The 16,123-nt window shown below is 74.7% G+C and carries 11 protein-coding genes; 7 read left to right on the forward strand and 4 right to left on the reverse strand.

Annotated features, from left to right (window positions below; all coding sequences use genetic code 11):
• Window positions 1-105: 105 nt before the first annotated feature.
• The 4 genes from FRAAL_RS05630 to FRAAL_RS05645 all read left to right on the forward strand — a co-directional run bounded on the left by FRAAL_RS05630 (window position 106) and on the right by FRAAL_RS05645 (window position 10,098).
• Window positions 106-1,437: a beta-ketoacyl synthase N-terminal-like domain-containing protein gene (locus FRAAL_RS05630; protein ID WP_041940204.1), complete on the forward strand. Its 1,332-nt coding sequence runs from the start codon at window positions 106-108 to the stop codon at window positions 1,435-1,437.
• A 199-nt stretch (window positions 1,438-1,636) separates the two neighbouring features.
• The gene (locus tag FRAAL_RS35745) at window positions 1,637-8,482 is read left to right on the forward strand and encodes an acyltransferase domain-containing protein (RefSeq protein ID WP_308205975.1); all 6,846 of its coding nucleotides are present in this window, start codon (window positions 1,637-1,639) and stop codon (window positions 8,480-8,482) included.
• A 116-nt stretch (window positions 8,483-8,598) separates the two neighbouring features.
• Window positions 8,599-9,609: a stage II sporulation protein M gene (locus FRAAL_RS05640; protein ID WP_011602489.1), complete on the forward strand. Its 1,011-nt coding sequence runs from the start codon at window positions 8,599-8,601 to the stop codon at window positions 9,607-9,609.
• A 9-nt stretch (window positions 9,610-9,618) separates the two neighbouring features.
• Window positions 9,619-10,098, forward strand: coding sequence for a PPOX class F420-dependent oxidoreductase (locus tag FRAAL_RS05645; RefSeq protein ID WP_011602490.1), 480 nt, complete (start codon window positions 9,619-9,621; stop codon window positions 10,096-10,098).
• On the opposite strand, the gene FRAAL_RS05650 is transcribed toward FRAAL_RS05645, so the two are convergent.
• Window positions 10,099-11,016, reverse strand: a complete 918-nt coding sequence (locus FRAAL_RS05650; RefSeq protein WP_011602491.1) for an alpha/beta fold hydrolase — start codon at window positions 11,014-11,016, stop codon at window positions 10,099-10,101. It lies immediately after the preceding gene.
• 68 nt (window positions 11,017-11,084) lie between these two features.
• Window positions 11,085-11,465 carry a VOC family protein gene (locus FRAAL_RS05655; RefSeq protein ID WP_011602492.1) on the reverse strand — a complete coding sequence of 127 codons (381 nt, stop codon included), beginning with the start codon at window positions 11,463-11,465 and terminating at the stop codon, window positions 11,085-11,087.
• Between the two features lie 184 nt (window positions 11,466-11,649).
• On the opposite strand from FRAAL_RS05655, the gene FRAAL_RS05660 reads away from it, so the two are divergent.
• The 3 genes from FRAAL_RS05660 (at window position 11,650) to FRAAL_RS05670 (ending at window position 13,850) form a co-directional block, all read left to right on the forward strand.
• Window positions 11,650-12,780 (forward strand): alkene reductase, encoded by a 1,131-nt coding sequence (locus FRAAL_RS05660; RefSeq protein ID WP_041938888.1) that lies wholly within the window; start codon window positions 11,650-11,652, stop codon window positions 12,778-12,780.
• Between the two features lie 73 nt (window positions 12,781-12,853).
• Window positions 12,854-13,276 carry a nitroreductase family deazaflavin-dependent oxidoreductase gene (locus FRAAL_RS05665; RefSeq protein ID WP_041938889.1) on the forward strand — a complete coding sequence of 141 codons (423 nt, stop codon included), beginning with the start codon at window positions 12,854-12,856 and terminating at the stop codon, window positions 13,274-13,276.
• 97 nt (window positions 13,277-13,373) lie between these two features.
• Complete coding sequence (locus FRAAL_RS05670; RefSeq protein WP_041940206.1) at window positions 13,374-13,850, forward strand: DUF5990 family protein; 477 nt, start codon at window positions 13,374-13,376, stop codon at window positions 13,848-13,850.
• On the opposite strand, the gene FRAAL_RS05675 is transcribed toward FRAAL_RS05670, so the two are convergent.
• On the reverse strand, window positions 13,822-15,117 hold the full coding sequence (locus FRAAL_RS05675; RefSeq protein WP_041938890.1) for a DUF58 domain-containing protein: 1,296 nt from the start codon (window positions 15,115-15,117) through the stop codon (window positions 13,822-13,824). The genes FRAAL_RS05670 and FRAAL_RS05675 overlap by 29 nt on opposite strands.
• A 5-nt stretch (window positions 15,118-15,122) precedes the next feature.
• Window positions 15,123-16,112 (reverse strand): AAA family ATPase, encoded by a 990-nt coding sequence (locus tag FRAAL_RS05680; protein WP_011602497.1) that lies wholly within the window; start codon window positions 16,110-16,112, stop codon window positions 15,123-15,125.
• Window positions 16,113-16,123 lie beyond the last annotated feature (11 nt).

The raw sequence follows: 16,123 nt of genomic DNA on the forward strand, positions 1-16,123 counted from the left end.
GCCGGCCGGTCCGTGACCTCGCCGCCGGCGACTTCCGCCCCCATCGCCGCCGAACCCGTGCGTCCACATTCTGCTCTGCCGACCGGACCACCTGGAGTGACCGCGATGGCCGACGACCGCACTGCCGCCGCGCCCACAGAACGAGACGTGCTGCTGACCGGGATGGGATTCTGCCTGCCTGGTCTCGAACGTCCCAGCCTCACCGCGGACGACGTCTGGGCGGTGGCGTCGAAAGGGATTTCCTGCCTGACGCGGGGCGACATCTACTACGGCTCTGTCGCACTCACCGAGGAGATGTTCGACGAACGGCTGCCCGACATCCCGGCGCTCTACCGCCAGCAGCTCACCCGATCGCACCGGCTCGGAATGATCTCCTTCGTCCAGGCGTGCGCGGACGGCGGGCTGGACTTCCGCGCCGGCGATCTCACCGAGGCTGCCATCCTCACCGGCCGCGGCAGTGTCGACGACAACGTCCGGGTCCACCGGGACCTCCTGGACGCACGCCCCGAGGGCCTCACCCCGGACGCCGCCGTCGGGCTGTTCATCCAGACCCAGCTCGGGGCCACCCCGTACGACGTCGCGTTGCTGCAGGCGTCCCTCGCCCGCACCCGCGGGCCGAGCTTCTCGGTCACCTGCGGCTGCTCGTCCTCGACGATCCAGCTCGGGAACGCGCTGCGCATGATCCAGGCCGGTGAGGTGGAGATCGCGCTCGTCACCGGCGTCGACTCCGGCAGCGCGGATCTCGCCCGCCAGGGACAGGAAGTCCTGCGCGCCGCCGAGCGGGGCGGGCCGGCGGGCGCCCCGGGCTTCGTCCCGGACGAGCCTCCCTCCACCGACCACCGCATGCACCCCTACGACGAGCGCGCGGGCAGCGTCGGGTACGGCGAGGGGTCGGCGACGGTGGTGCTGGAGAGCCGCGCCCATGCCGAACGCCGCGGCGCCCGCCCCCACGGCCGCCTTCTCGCGCAGGCCACGACCCGCGACGGCCTGTTCAGCCCGCTGTCGGTCGACATCACCGGAACGGCGCTGGTGACCGGGGTCCGCCGCTGCCTGGGCGAGCGGTGGAGCATCGACCAGGTCCCCTACATCAACGGGGGCAGCGACGGCGACCCGAACGTGACGAACGTCGAGGTCAACGCCGTGCGGGAGCTGTACGGGCCGAGGGTGCCGGCGGTGCTGCTCAGCTCCCAGGAGGCGTGCTTCGGCCACAGCGGCGGGCAGGCCGGTGCGCTGGGCGCGGCGCTGACGACGCTGATGATCGCCCGAGGCGAGGTGTGTCCCACCGCCGGCTGCGAGCGGCCGGCCGCGGACCTCAGCTTCGACCCGATTCCGGGGACGAGCTCGCGCCCGCTCGGCTTCGACTACGCGCTCAGCTTCACCTACCAGACAGGCGGCCTCAAGGCCGTGATCCTGCTGGGCTCCCCGGACGCGACCTGACGCCCTTCCCCCGACTCCCTGACGCCCTTCCCCCGACTCCCTGTTCCCTGCCGTCGGCGTTCCCTTCCCCAGTGTTCCCTCCCGTCAGGCCGCACCCCGTGGCCGGGTCCGACGGCCTCCGGCGCGGCTCCGCTGGTTTCAGCGTGTCCCTGTGCTGCCCGATGCCGGGTGCGCCCGCGAGAAAGGAACCGCACCCGCCATGAGTGAGGCACCCGCCATGAGTGATGACGTGGTCACCCGGCCCGAGGAGCGGCCGGCGTCCGCGATGGGCCATGCCGAGGACGCCGTCGCCGTGATCGGGATGGGCTGCCGGTTGCCCGGGGGAGTGGACTCCCCGGCGTCCCTGTGGGAGCTGCTGGTCTCCCGGCGCGACGCCGTCGGCGAGCCACCGCCCGGTCGCTGGGTGGCCGAGGAGTACCTCGACCCGACTCTGACGGCGCTCGGCCGGTCGGTGCCGCGCCAGGCCGGCTTCCTGGCGGACATCGCCGGCTTCGACGCGGACTTCTTCGGTGTCTCCCAGCGGGAGGCCGACGTGCTGGACCCGCAGCACCGGCTGCTGCTGGAGGTGGCGTGGGAGGCGTTCGACCACGCCGGCCTGCCGGCGGAACGGCTCGCCGACACCGCCACCGGCGTGTTCATCGGGCTCAACGGCTCCGACTACGCCGAGCGGCTCGTCGGGCGGCCCGAGGAGCTGGAGGGATCGCTGCTCGTCAACGGGCCGTGCGTGGCCAGCGGCCGCATCGCCTACCTGCTCGGCCTGCACGGGCCGTGCCTGACGGTGGACACGGCCTGCTCCTCCTCGCTCGTCGGCGTGCATCTGGCCTGCCGCAGCCTGGCGGGCGGCGAGTGCGACGTCGCGATCGCCGGGGGTGTGGCGTTGATGCTTTCTCCTCGGGTGTCGAAGTCGCTGGTCCGGATGAGCATGCTGTCGCCGACGAGCCGCTGCCACGCCTTCGACGCCGCCGCCGACGGCTTCGGCCGCGGCGAGGGCGCCGGCCTGGTCGTGCTCAAGCGCCTGGCCGACGCCCGGCGTGACGGCGACCGGGTACTCGCGGTGATCCGCGGCACGGCGGTCAACCAGGACGGCCGCACCGACGGGCTGAGCGTCCCCTCCGAGCAGGCGCAGTACGCCGTGGCGAAGGCCGCGCTGCGCCGGGCCGGCGTCGACCCGGCGGACGTCGGCCTGGTCGAGGCACACGGCACCGGGACGACGGTGGGCGATCCGGTCGAGTTCCAGGCCCTGTCGCGGGCCTACGGCGGAGGGACCCAGCGGTGTGCCCTGGGATCGGTGAAGACGAATCTCGGCCATCTCGAGCCCGCCTCCGGCGTCACCAGCCTGATCAAGACCGTGCTCTGCCTTCAGCACGCGCAGATCCCGGCGAACCTGCACTTCCACGAGTGGAACCCGGCGATCGCGGGCGTCGAGTCCCGGTTCTTCGTGCCCACCGACCTGGTCGACTGGCCCGTGCGGGGCACGGGCCGGGTCGCGGCCGTGTCCTCCTTCGGGTTCTCCGGCACCAACGCGCACGTCGTCGTCGCGCAGGCGCCGTCGGCTGCCGACCGGCTGTCGGCTACCGACCCGTGGGCGGCCCGTGCCGCGTCGGGGGCGAGCGGCCCGGACGTGGTCGTCGTCCCGGCCGGCTCGGCCGAGGTGCTGCCGGCCGCCGCAACCCGCCTCGCCGACTGGTTGGCCGCCGGCGCTGACTCGGCCGCCGGCACTGGTTCGGCTGCCGGCGCGGTGCGCGACGTCGCGTACACGCTGGCCCGGCGGCGCGCGACGGGGCGCGGCCGGCTCGGGGTGGTCGCCTTCTCCCGGCAGGAGCTGGTCGCGGGCCTGCGCGCGTTCGCCGCCGGTCGCCCCGCGCCGAACGTGGTGGCGGGCACCGCCGTCGCCGGTGTGCCGCGGGACACGGTCTGGGTGTTCTCCGGACAGGGGTCGCAGTGGGCCGGCATGGGCCGCGACCTGCTGGTCGTGGAGCCGGCGTTCGCCGCGGCCATCGCCGAGGTCGACCCGCTCATCCGGGCGGAGACGGGGATCTCGGTCCTCGACGCGTTGCGGGCCGGCGAGGAGCTGGTGGGCTGCGACCGCGTCCAGCCGGTCCTGTTCGCGGTGCAGCTCGGGCTGGCGGCGCTGTGGCGGGCGCACGGCGTGCGGCCCGCCGCTGTGATCGGGCACTCCATGGGAGAGGTCGCGGCGGCCGTCGTCGCGGGCGCGTTGAGCGTCGCCGACGGCGCCCGGGTGATCTGCCGCCGGTCGCGGTTGCTCACCCGCATCGCCGGGGCCGGCGCGATGGCGACCGTCGGTCTCGATCGGCGCGCGGTGGCGGCCGATCTCACCGCGACCGGTGCCGACCGGGAGGTCTCGGTGGCCGTGCTGGCCGCGCCGGGCTCGACGGTCGTCGCCGGAGCCGCCGGCCGGATCGACGAACTCGTCGCGCACTGGACCGCCCGCGGCATCCCGGCCCACCCGGTCGCCGTCGACGTCGCCTCCCACTCACCGCAGGTCGACCCGCTGCTCGGCGAGCTCGCCGAGCAGCTCGCCGAGCTCGACCCGCGTCGGCCCGAGACCGGCTTCTACGGCACGGTCGAGGACTCCCCGCGTGCCGCGCCCGCCTTCGACGCCGCGTACTGGTGCGCGAACCTGCGCCGCCCTGTCCGGTTCACCGACGCCGTCGCGGCAGCCGCCGCCGACGGGCACCGCGTCTTCCTCGAGATCTCGCCGAACCCGGTGGTGGCCCACGCGATCGCCGGCAGCCTGGCCGGGGGCAGCCGCACCCCGGTGGTACTGCCGACGCTGCGCCGGGACGGCGACGGTCAGGCGGAGTTCCGGATCGCGCTCGCGGCGGCCCACTGCGCCGGCGTGCCCGTCGACTGGTCGGTCCTCTACCCCGACGGGGTGATCGTCGACGTTCCCCCGCTGGTGTTCGACCGCCGCCGCCACTGGATCGACGCCCCCCTGCCCGGCCCGCGGACCCCCGCGGCGACCCCCGGCCACGGGGCTGCCGCGGCACCGCTGCCGGGCCTGCACTCCGAGGTGCCGAGCGGGCCGGTGCGCCACCTGTGGCGCTGCGACGTCGGCACCGCGGCCGTCGGCTGGCTCGCCGACCACCGGGTGCACGGCCGGGCGGTGCTGCCCGGCGCCGCCTACTGCGCGTTCGCGCTCAGCGCCGCGGCGGAGGTGTTCCCCGACGCCGCGCCGGCTGAGGTCGTCCTGACCGAGACCGCGTTCGAGGAACTGCTCGACCTCGACGACCACACCGACGCGCTGATGACCGCGACACCCAAGGATCCGGACCGAACCCTGATCGAGATCTTCGCCCGCAGCGACGGCACCGAGAACGGCTGGAGCCGGCGCATGTCCGGCGTGCTGCGACGGACCACCGCGCCCGCGCCGGACGGCGGGGCGGCGCTGCTCGACCTCGCCGTCGCGCACCCTCGCCGCGTCGGGCCGAGCGAGGTGTACCGCAACCTGCGTGGCCGCGGGATCGACCACGGACCCGCCTTCGCCGCCATCACCGACCTGCACGCGGGGGCGGACAACCACGGAGTCTGGGCGACCGTGACCGTCCCGCCGTTCGCCGCCGCCGGGGCCCAGGAGCTGCCCATCCATCCCGTGCTCCTCGACGCCTGCGCGCAGGCACTCGTCGTCAGCCTGCCGGCCGCGACCGAGCAGGGTCTGGTCCTGCCCGCCGGCATCGACGAGATCCGGGTGTTCGGGGACACCACGACCGTGCGGTACGTCCACGGCTGGATGGAGTTCCCGGACGCCGGCGGCGTCGGCAGTCCCGCCGGGCACGTCCGCCTGCTCGACGCCGCCGGCACGCTCGTCGCCGCCCTCGACGGGATGCGCTACGTCCACCACAGCACGGCCGACTCCGCCACCGCGGGCACGGCGCCGACGGAGCTCGCCGCACGGATCGACGACTGGCTGTACGGGGTCGCGTGGCAACCGCAGCCGCGTCCCCCGGCCGCCGGGCCCGGCCGGCCGGGCCGCTGGCTCGTGCTCGGCGAGCTCACCGGCTCCGCGCGCGACCTTGCCGCCGCGCTCGCCGCCGCCGGGGCGGACGCCGAGTTCGCGCTGCTGCCCGGCGCCGCCGACGACCCCCGGCGGTGGGCGCGCGGCACCGGGCCGGCGTGGGCCACCGCGGGCCGACCGGAGCGGGTCGTGGTCGTCCTCGACGGCCCGGCCGCGGCATCCGAGGCGGCTTACTCATCCGGTGGATCTGACTTATCTGGTGAAGCTGACTCATCCGGCGGATCCGGCGCGGCCGGTGGGGCTGACGCGGCTGACGCGGCTGACGCGGTCGGTGGGGCTGACGCGGTCGGGGCGCGCGCTGTTGCACCGGACTACGGCTTCGCCGACGCGCCGCTGGATCCGCCGGCCGACCCGCTGGCGCTGTCCCCGGTCGCCGCCGAACGGGCCACCCGGGCGCTGCTGACGGTGGTGCAGACCCTCGCCGGGTTGTCGGGCGCCGCGCCGCGGCTGTTCACCGTCACCCGCGGCGCGCGGGCCCTGACACCGGGTGCCGTGCCCGACGCCCACCGGGGTGGGGTGCGCGGCCTGCTGCGGGTACTCGCCCACGAGCACCCCGAGTACCGCATGCTCCACCTCGACGCCGATCCGGCCGGGGTCCTGCCCGCGGGGGCCGGTGCCATCGCCGCCCCCGGCGGTACCGTTCCTGGCGGATCTCCTGCTCCTGGCGGCACCGGGCCCGGTGGTGCAGGCACCGGGCGCGGCCCGTCGTTCGCCGCCGACGCCGACGATCTCGCCGACGAGCTGCTCGCCGACGACGCCCTCGCCCCGCCCGGCACCCCCGACCCCGTCGCCATCGCCGTCGACGATGAGATCGCTCTGCGCAGCGGGATCAGGTTCGTCGCCCGCGTGGTGCTGACGCCGGTGACGGCCGCCGAACGGCACGACGCCGGCCACCAGCGCGTGCGCTACGGCCGCGACGGCTTCGCGCTGCGCACCCCCGAGTCCGGCGACCTCGACGACCTGCGCGTCGCCGTCGCCGAGCGGCGCCGGCCGGGCCCTGGGCAGGTGGAGGTGCGGGTGCGCGCCGCCGGAGTGAACTTCCGCGACGTACTGCTCGCTCTCGGCGTGCTGCCGCCGTCGCCGATCGGGTTCGAGTGCGCTGGCGTCGTCACCGCCGTGGGCCCGGACGTCACCGCCCCGCGCCCCGGCGACGAGGTCGTCGCGGTCGACCTGCTCGGCGGCGGGGCGTTCGGCTCCTTCCTGACGACCGACGCCGACCTGACCATGCCGATCCCCGCCGGGATGGACGCGGCGGCGGCAGCCGGCCTCCCCGTCGCCTTCGCGACCGCCTGGTACGCCCTGCGAGAGGTCGCCGACCTGCGCGCGGGCGAGTCGGTCCTCATCCACTCGGCCACCGGCGGGACCGGGCTCGCAGCGATCGCCGTCGCGCGGCTGCTCGGCGCCGAGGTCCTCGCCACCGCCGGCACCCCGGAGAAACGGGCCTACCTGCGCGGCATCGGCGTGCGCCACGTCATGGACTCCCGCTCGCTGGACTTCGCCGCGCAGGCGCGCGCGGCGACGGGCGGCCGGGGCGTCGACGTCGTGCTGAACTCCCTGACGGGCCCGGCGATCCGCGCGGGGCTGGAGACCCTGGCGCCCTTCGGCCGGTTCATCGAGCTGGGGTTGCGCGACATCCTCGCCGACAGTCCCCTCGGCCTGCTGCCGTTCCGCAACAGCATCACGCTGGCCAGCGTCAACGCGATCGAGCTCTGCCGCGAGCAGCGGCACCGGGTGGTGGCCCTGCTTCGCGAGCTGTCCGCTGCCTTCGCCGCCGGCGATCTCGTCCCGCTGCCCGTGCAGAGCTTCCCGCTCGCCTCGGCCGCCGAGGCGTTCCGGTTCATGGCCGGCGCCCGTCATATCGGCAAGATTGTGCTGACCGTCCCGGACGACGGGCAGGCCATGGCGATCCGGCCCGGCGGCGCCCCGTCCCCGGTGCGACCCGGCGCGGCATACATCATCACGGGGGGTCTCGGCGGGGTGGGCCTGGCGACCGCCGCCTGGCTGACCGCCCACCGGGCCGGCCGCGTGGTGCTGTGCGGCCGGTCGGCACCGAGCCCGGAGATCGACAGGCGGCTCACCGAGCTCGCCGCCCAGGGCACCGACGTCCGGGTGGTCCTCGGCGACGTCGCCGAGCCGGGGGTCGCCGAGCGGCTCGTCGCGGCCGCCACCGCCGACGACGTCGCTCTGCGCGGCGTCGTGCACTCGGCGATGGTGCTCCGGGATGCGGCGCTGACCACCATCACCGCCGAGCAGCTGCACGGCGTCTGGCATCCCAAGGTGTTCGGGGCCGCCCGGCTGCACGCGGCGACCGAGGGCCGTCCGCTGGACTGGTTCGTGCTCTACTCGTCCATCTCGTCGCTGTTCGGCATCCCCGGCCAGGGCTCCTACGCCTCGGCGAACTCCTGGCTCGACGGCTTCGCCGACTGGCGCAGCGCCCAGGGGCTGCCGACCACCTCGATCAACTGGGGGGTCTGGGGCGAGATCGGCGGCGGCACGATCTTCGGGGAGCGGGGTTACGAGACCATACCGACCCGCGACGGCCTGTACGCCCTGGAGACGGTCCTCGCGCACGGCCGACGGCACGCCGGCCTGCTGCCCGGGGACCCGATCGCCTGGATACCGCCGGCCGGTCGCCCGCTGCCGGTGTTCTCCGCCGTCATCCGGGCCGGTGGCGTCCAGGCGGCCGAGCAGGACGGTCCGACCGACATCCGGGCACGCCTGCGGGCCGCGGCGGCGGGGGAGCCCCGGCGGGCGCTGTTCGAGGAGTACCTGGGGGAGCATCTGCGGGTGGTGCTGCGGCTGAGCCAGAGCACGCTCGACCCGGACACGTTGCTGCGGTCGTTCGGCTTCGACTCGCTGCTCGCCCTCGAGCTGCGCTCCCGGTTGGAGCCCGCACTCGGTATCACCCTGCCCGGCAACTTCGTCTGGAGGTACCCGACGATCGCGGCGCTCGCCACCGGCCTGGCGGACTTCGCCGGCCTGGCCCTCGATGGCGGCGACGGGTCCTGACGGGTCCTGACGGACCTGGCATCTCCTTGACGGGACAGCTGCGCCACGGGTGATGCCACGGCCGGTGGTGGCGGGGAGTCCCGGCGCCACCACCCGTCTGCGAGGATGAGAGCGCCATGGATCTCGATGCGTTCGTCGCCGTGCACCGCCCGGAATGGATCCGGCTCGGCCGGCTTGTCGACCGGGCCGGCCGGCCGCGCCGGATGAGCGGCGACGAGCTCGACGAACTGGTCGAGCTCTACCAGCGGACCGCGACCCACCTGTCGGTGATCCGCACCCGTTCCTACGACACCAGTCTCGTCGACGACCTCACCATCCTGGTGACCCGCGCCCGCGCGGCGGTGGGCGGGGCGCCCGACCCCGGGTGGCACGTCGTCGGCCGGTTCTTCGCCGTGACCTTCCCGCTGGCCGTCTACGAGCGACGCCGCTGGGTGCTCGCGACCGCGCTCGGCTCGGTGCTGGTAGCGCTGGCCATCGGGCTCTGGATCGCCAACGACGCCGAGGCACAGGCCAACCTGGCGCCGCCGAGCGCGGTCGCCAAGCTGTGCCGCTCCGACTTCGCCTCGTACTACACGGAGAACCCGGCTCCTTCGTTCGCCAGCCAGGTCTGGACGAACAACGCCTGGGTGTCGGCGACGGCGGTCGCCGCCGGCGCGCTGCTCGGCCTGCCGACCCTGCTGGTGCTGCTGGTGAACGCGGTGAACACCGGGGTGGTCGGCGGGTACATGACCAGCTGCGGGCAGAGCGGCCAGTTCTGGAGCCTGATCCTCCCGCACGGCATGCTGGAGCTGACGGTCGTGTTCCTCGCGGGCGCGGTGGGCCTGCGCCTGGGCTGGTCGATCATCGCGCCGGGCCCGCGGCGTCGGGTCGAGGCGCTGGCTGCCGAGGGGCGGGCGGCGGTGACGATCACGCTCGGCGCCGCGGTGGCCCTCGCGGTCTCCGGTTTCATCGAGGCGTTCGTGACGCCCTCCGGGCTGCCGACGGCGGTGCGGATCGGGATCGGCGCACTGGCCTGGGCCGGCTTCGTCGCCTACACGTGGGGCTACGGCTCGCGCGCGGCCGCCGCCGGTCAGACGGCCGACCTCGATGCCGCCCACGGCGCCGCCGACCTGGCCCCCGTGGCCTAGGCTGCCAGGATGAGTCCGACCGCAGCCAGGGATGTCAGCGTCGACCGCGCGGGCCTGCTCGACTTCGTCCGCCCCCGCCACCGCGGCATCCTCGTCACCACCCGCCGCGACGGCGCCCCGCAGCTCTCCCCGGTGACGATGGGCGTCGACACCGCGGGTGACATCGTCGTGTCGACCTACCCGGAACGGGCGAAGACCCGCAACGCGCGCCGCGACCCGCGGGCGTCGATGTGCGTGCTGTCCGACGAGTTCAGCGGCGACTGGGTCCAGGTTGACGGCACGATCACCGTGGTCGACCAGCCCGCCGCGGTCGAGGAGCTGGTGGAGTACTTCCGCTGCATCAGCGGCGAGCACCCCGACTGGGACGAGTACCGCGAGGCCATGCGCCGCCAGGAGAAGGTGCTGCTCCGGCTGCGGATCGACCGGTGGGGGCCGATCAGCCGCGGCGGCTTCCCCGCCCGCCTGCTCGCCCCGGCCGACGAGAGCTAGCTAACCCGGGCCGCTGGCCCGCGCGCGGCCGTCCGCCACCGAGAGATGGTCGGCGACCAGGTCCGCCACCGCCGCGGTGGCCTCGCGGTGGGGGAAGTGGCCCACGCCGTCGAGGACGACCCGGCGGTACCCGCCGGTGAAGTATGCCGCCTGGCCCGCGGACGCGGCCGGTGAGTCGCAGCGGTCGTCGCCGCCCTGGATCATCAGGGTGGGCACCCCGAGCCGCTCGACCTCGGCGAGGCGACGGCGCAGGTCGTCGTAGCGCGGGTCGCGCGGCTCGTTCGCATGGAACCGTGCCCGGTAGGCGTTCAGGGTGATCGCCGCCCAGTCCGGACGGGTGAACGCCGGCGCGGTGGCGGCGAACTCGTCGTCGTCGAACCAGCCGGGCGGGCTCCAGGTGTCCCACTGGATGCGGGCGAAGCCGACGGGATCCTCGCGGACCGCCCGCGCCCCGGCATCGACGAACATCAGCCACTGGTACCAGAACGCCCTGGCCTGCTCGAAGCCCGGCATGGTGAAGCTCCCCCGCGGCTGGTAGGCCAGGGCGAGCGCGGCGATGGCCGTGAGACGGCGCGGCGCCAGGGCGGCGAGGGTGTAGGCGGCGCGGGCGCCCCAGTCGTGGCCGACCACGGCAATCCGCCCCAACCCGAGGGCGTCGGCGAGGTCGAGCGCGTCCTGGGCCAGCGCGACGGCCTGACCGTCGCGCGGCGTGCCGGCGTCGCGGAACCTGGTCGCGCCGCTGCCTCGCAGGTCCGGGACGATCGTGCGCCAACCCCGTTCGTTCAGCCCGGCCTGCACCCCGTGCCAGCCACGGGCGGCGTCCGGCCAGCCGTGCAGCAGAACGACCGGCGGCCCATCGGCGGGCCCCGTCACCTCGACAGAGATGTCGAGCACCTCGGTGCGGACGGTGGTGGGCATCGCCGATCTCCCTGCCTTCCTGGGATCCGTGCGTTCCTGGGAGCCGCGCCTTTCCCGGATCCGTGTTCCTAGAACCCGTGATGGACGGCCTCGACGTTGTGGCCGTCGGGATCGCGCAGGAAGACGCCGTAGTAGGTGGGGTGGTATTCGGGCCAGACGCGTGGCGCGTGCAGCACCTCGACGCCGTCGCGCACTGCGGCCTCGTGCACCGCGTCGACGGCGGCCCGGTCCGGGGCCCGAAAGGCCACGTGTAGCTCCCGGGTCTCGGCGCCGGCCGCGGGGCTGAGCCAGAACGACGCCTTCCCGTCCGGCCCGGACAGGCCGACCACCACGGAATCGCCGGCTGGGAAGCGTTTCGCCTCGCGGATGCCGATGGCCGCGAAGGTACGCAGGTAAAAGGCGAGCGATGCCTCGACGTCGGCCGCCTGGACACCTATGTGATCAAGCATGGCCGCATGCTAGCGCCACCCTCCGACAGTCCGGTCACGATCGGACGCTGCGACCACCTTCCTGTCCGGGTGACGCGTCTCACACTCGATGCCACCGGGAAGGGGCGTCGGCGGGCTTGAGGTTCGGACTGGGTAGTCCGCGACCGCGCTCGGCGGGGGCGTGACGGTGACGAGAGGGAGTCCGATGACCACCGCCTTCGACCCGATCGACCTGGCCGGCCTGCACCTGGCGAACCGCATCGCGATGGCGCCGATGACCCGCAACCGGGCCTTCGGCCCCGGCGCCACCCCGACGCCGTCGATGGCGACCTACTACGCCCAGCGGGCCGGCGCCGGCCTGATCATCACCGAGGGCGTCCAGCCCTCCGCCGTCGGCCAGGGCTACCCGAACACCCCTGGCCTGCACAGCGCCGAGCAGGTTCAGGCCTGGCGGGCGGTCACCGCCGCCGTGCACGACGCCGGCGGAGTGATCTTCGCCCAGCTCATGCACGCCGGGCGGATCAGCCACCCGAGCCTGCTGCCCGCGGGCGCGATCCCACTCGCCCCGTCCGCGGTCCGTCCCGCCGGCCAGACGTTCAGCGCCACGGGCATGGCGGACTTCGAGACCCCGGCCGAACTGACCGAGGTGCAGATTTCCGAGATCATCGCGGAGTTCGCCGAGGCGGCCAGCAACGCCGTCGCCGCCGGCTTCGACGGCGTCGAGGTGCACGGCGCGAACGGTTACCTCATCAACCAGTTCCTGGCCACGAACGCCAACCGCCGCACCGATGGCTGGGGCGGCTCGGTCGCCGGCCGGATCCGGTTCGCCGTCGAGGTCACCCGGGCCGTGGTCGAGGCGATCGGCGCGAACCGGGTGGGGCTGCGGATCTCGCCCGGTGGCAGCTTCAACGACATCGTCGTCGACGACGTGCCCGCCACGTACACCGCGCTGGTGGACGCGGTGCGCCCGCTCGGACTGGCCTACCTGCACATCGCCGAGAACGCCGAGCGGTCGCTGACCGTGGAGCTGCGCCGCCGCTTCGGCGGCACGCTGATCCTCAACCCGGCCACGGGTGACCAGCCGACCGGGCTCGCGGACCTTCCCCTTGTCGAGGACGGCACCACCGACCTGCTCAGCTTCGGGGCCGCCTTCCTCGCCAACCCGGACCTGCCGGCCCGGCTCGCGGCCGGCGGACCGTTCAACCCGGGCGACCGAGCGACCCTCTACGGCGGCGACGACCGTGGCTACCTGGACTACCCGACGCTTCTCCCGGTGGCGACCGGGGCTCCCGCCGTGCCCGCCCAGCAGCCAACCGCCGCAGCCCTGCCCGCCTGAGCCATGGCGAAGGTCGTGAACTCGTATACCGTCCGGACCCGACCAGATGGTTCGACGAGGGGAGTGCCCACCCATGGCAGACACGGACGACTTCAACGCCCGGATCATCGCTGACTTCCGGGCCACCGGGGGGCACCCCGATGGTCAGTTCGCGGGAACTCCGATCCTGCTGCTGCACACCACCGGGGCCCGCACCGGCGCCCCGCGGATCAACCCGCTGGTGTACGCCGAGGACGGCGACCGCTACCTGGTGTTCGCCTCCAACGGCGGGGCGCCCAGGGATCCGGCCTGGTACCACAACCTGAAGGCGCACCCCGGGGTCAAGATCGAGATCGACACTCGGGTCCTGGACGTGCATGTCGACGAGGTCACCGGGGCCGAGCGGGACGCCGTCTACGCCCGGCATGCCGCGAACTACCCGGCTTTTGCCGAGTATGAGGCGAAGGCCGGCCGGAAGATCCCCGTCGTCGCGCTGACCCCCGTCCCCGCGAGCTGACGGTTGCGCCGCGACGATCGCGGCGGAGCCCACCTGTCGCGGCGGTGTGTCGGTGCCGCCAGCCCCGGCGGGCGACCGGGCGGAGGATGATGGGCCGGTGCGCATCCGCATCGAGGGCGTCGACCTGCCGGGATCGCGATGCGCTCCGGCCGGCGACGCGCATCGCCACGTCAACGTCCACGTCGGGGTGCAGGCCCGCGGCCGGCAGGACGACCTGCTGGGCCTGCACCGCGGCGATGCCCCCCGAGCGGACTGGACGATCGACTGCACCGTGACGCAAGGGCCCGCCGGTCTCGACCTGCGTGGCCGCCACATCCAGGGTCGACCCGGCGCGCGTTTCCTCTACCTGTCCTGGGGCGACGTCGACGACGCCGGCACCTTCGCCATGTTCCGGCGGGCGAAGCTGATGCTCGACGCCGTCGACCCGGACGTCCTCGCCGCGGCGGTCGGCACCGGGGAGCTGGTCGGCCGGCTCGGCCTGACCGACGCCCGCGGCCAGCCGCGGTGCGCGGCGGTCCGGCCGCCGGCGATCACCTGGTCGGCGGTCAGAGCCGACCGAGGGACTTCAGGGTGAGGTAGGCGTCGGTGACGGCCGCGGCATAGCCGGCCGGCGGCGCGTCGACGACCTCGACGCCGCGGCGGCGCAGCGTCTCGGTGAGCTCGCGGCGGCGCATCAGGGTCTGTTCGGCCGCCGCGGCGGCGTACACGGCGCGGACGTCGCCGCGGCCGGCGGCGAGCTCGTCGACGCGGGGGTCACGCAGCGCCGCGACCACGACGGTGTGCCGCGCGGTCAACGTCCCCAGCGCGGGCAGCAGCCCCTCCTCGATCACGGCCGGCGCCAGCTCGGTGAACAGCACGACCAGGGATCGGCGCGAGGTCTCCCGCAGCACCGTCGAGACGATCCCGGCGTGGTCCGCCTCGACGATGGCCGGTTCCAGCCGGGCCATGGCGTCGGTCACCCGGGCCAGGAACGCGTGGTCGTGCGAACCGGGCAGCGTCACGCGAGGCACGCTGTCGTGCGCGACGAGACCGACCCGGTCGCCGGCGCGCAGTGCGACCGCGGTGAGCAGCAGCGCGGCGTCGAGCGCATGGTCCAGCCGGGGGACGTCGCCGACGCGTCCGGCGGAGGTCCGCCCGGTGTCGAGCACGCAGACCACTCGCCGGTCCCGCTCCGGCCGGAAGGTGCGGACGACCACCGCTCCGCGTCGGGCGGTGCCCCTCCAGTCGATCAGGCGGACGTCGTCGCCGATCACGTAGTCGCGCAGGCTGTCGAACTCCGAGCCGGCGCCGGCCCCGCGGATCGCGACCTCGCCCTCGACCTCCCGCAGCCGGGCCAGCGCCGCGGGCAGGTGCCGGCGCGACGTGAACGGCGGCAGCACGCGGACCCGCCACGGGCTGCGGTGGCGGCCCTGCCGGCCGGCGAGGCCGAGCGGGCCGAGGGAACGCACCGTGATGCGGAACGGCTCCCGGTCGCCGCGCCGCGTCGGGTACAGCGTCGTCTCCAGGAAGCGCCGTTCCCCGGCGGGGACGACCACCTGATGCTCTCGCGGCCGGGCGCCCGCGGACGGCGGCCAGGCGTCGCGGACCCGGGCCCGCACGGGCCGGTCACCGTCGTTGGCGATCCCGAGCACGAGGGGGACGGGCTGGCCCAGCCGGGCGGACGTCGGCCCCGACCGGGTGAACGCCAGCGTGCGGACCCCGCCGGCCAGCGTCAGGTCGACCCCGAGGAGGGCCACGATCACCAGGTCGACGACCAGCATCGTCAGGCCGGGCGCGGGAGACAGCAGGACGACCAGCACCCCGAACAGGGCCAGCGCGACGGCACGCCCGGTGATCGCCACCGGACCTACCGGGGAACCGGGACGGTGGCCAGCACCTGTTCCAACACCACGTCCGCGGTGACGCCGTCGAGCTCGGCCTCGGGCCGCAGGCTGATCCGGTGACGCAGCGTGGCCCGTGCCAGGGCCTTGACGTCGTCGGGGGTCGCGTAGCCGCGTCCCGACAGCCACGCCCAGGCCCGGGTGGTAGCCAGCAGCGCGGTCGCCCCGCGCGGCGACACCCCGAGCTGCACGCTCGGCGCCACCCGGGTCGCCCGCGCCAGGTCGACGATGTATGCCAGCACCTCCGGGTGCACCGCGACGGCGAGCACCGCCGCGCGCGCCGCGGCCAGGTCCGCCGGGCCCGCGACCGGCCGCACGCCGGCCGCGGCCAGGTCCGTCGGGTCGAAGCCGCCGGCGTGGTGGGCCAGCACCCGGATCTCGTCGTCGCGCGGCGGCAGCGGCAGTGTCACCTTCACCAGGAACCGGTCGAGCTGCGCCTCGGGCAGCGGGTAGGTGCCCTCGTGTTCGATGGGGTTCTGGGTCGCCAGTACGGCGAACGGGGTGGGTAGCGGACGGGGCGTCCCCTCCACGCTGACCTGCCGCTCCTCCATCACCTCCAGCAGGGCGGCCTGGGTCTTCGGCGGCGTCCGGTTGATCTCGTCGGCGAGCAGCAGGTTCGTGAAGACCGGACCCTCGCGGAAGGTGAACGCGGAGCTGCGGTTGTCGTAGACGAGCGAGCCGGTGACGTCACCCGGCATCAGATCCGGAGTGAACTGCAGCCGCTTGGTGTCCAGTGACAGTGCGGTCGCCAGGGTGCGTACGAGCAGGGTCTTCGCGACGCCCGGCACGCCTTCGAGCAGTGCGTGCCCGCGGCAGAGCAGGGCGACGACCAGCCCGCTGACGGCGGCGTCCTGACCGATCACGGCCTTGGCAACCTCGCCGCGCAGCGCGATCAGCGCCCGACGGGCGGCGTCGGCGTCGGGTGGCGCGGGCCAACCGCCCGACTGGGCGGCCACCGGCTTCGGCG

This window comes from Frankia alni ACN14a (assembly GCF_000058485.1).
Classification (GTDB): Bacteria; Actinomycetota; Actinomycetes; order Frankiales; family Frankiaceae; genus Frankia; species Frankia alni.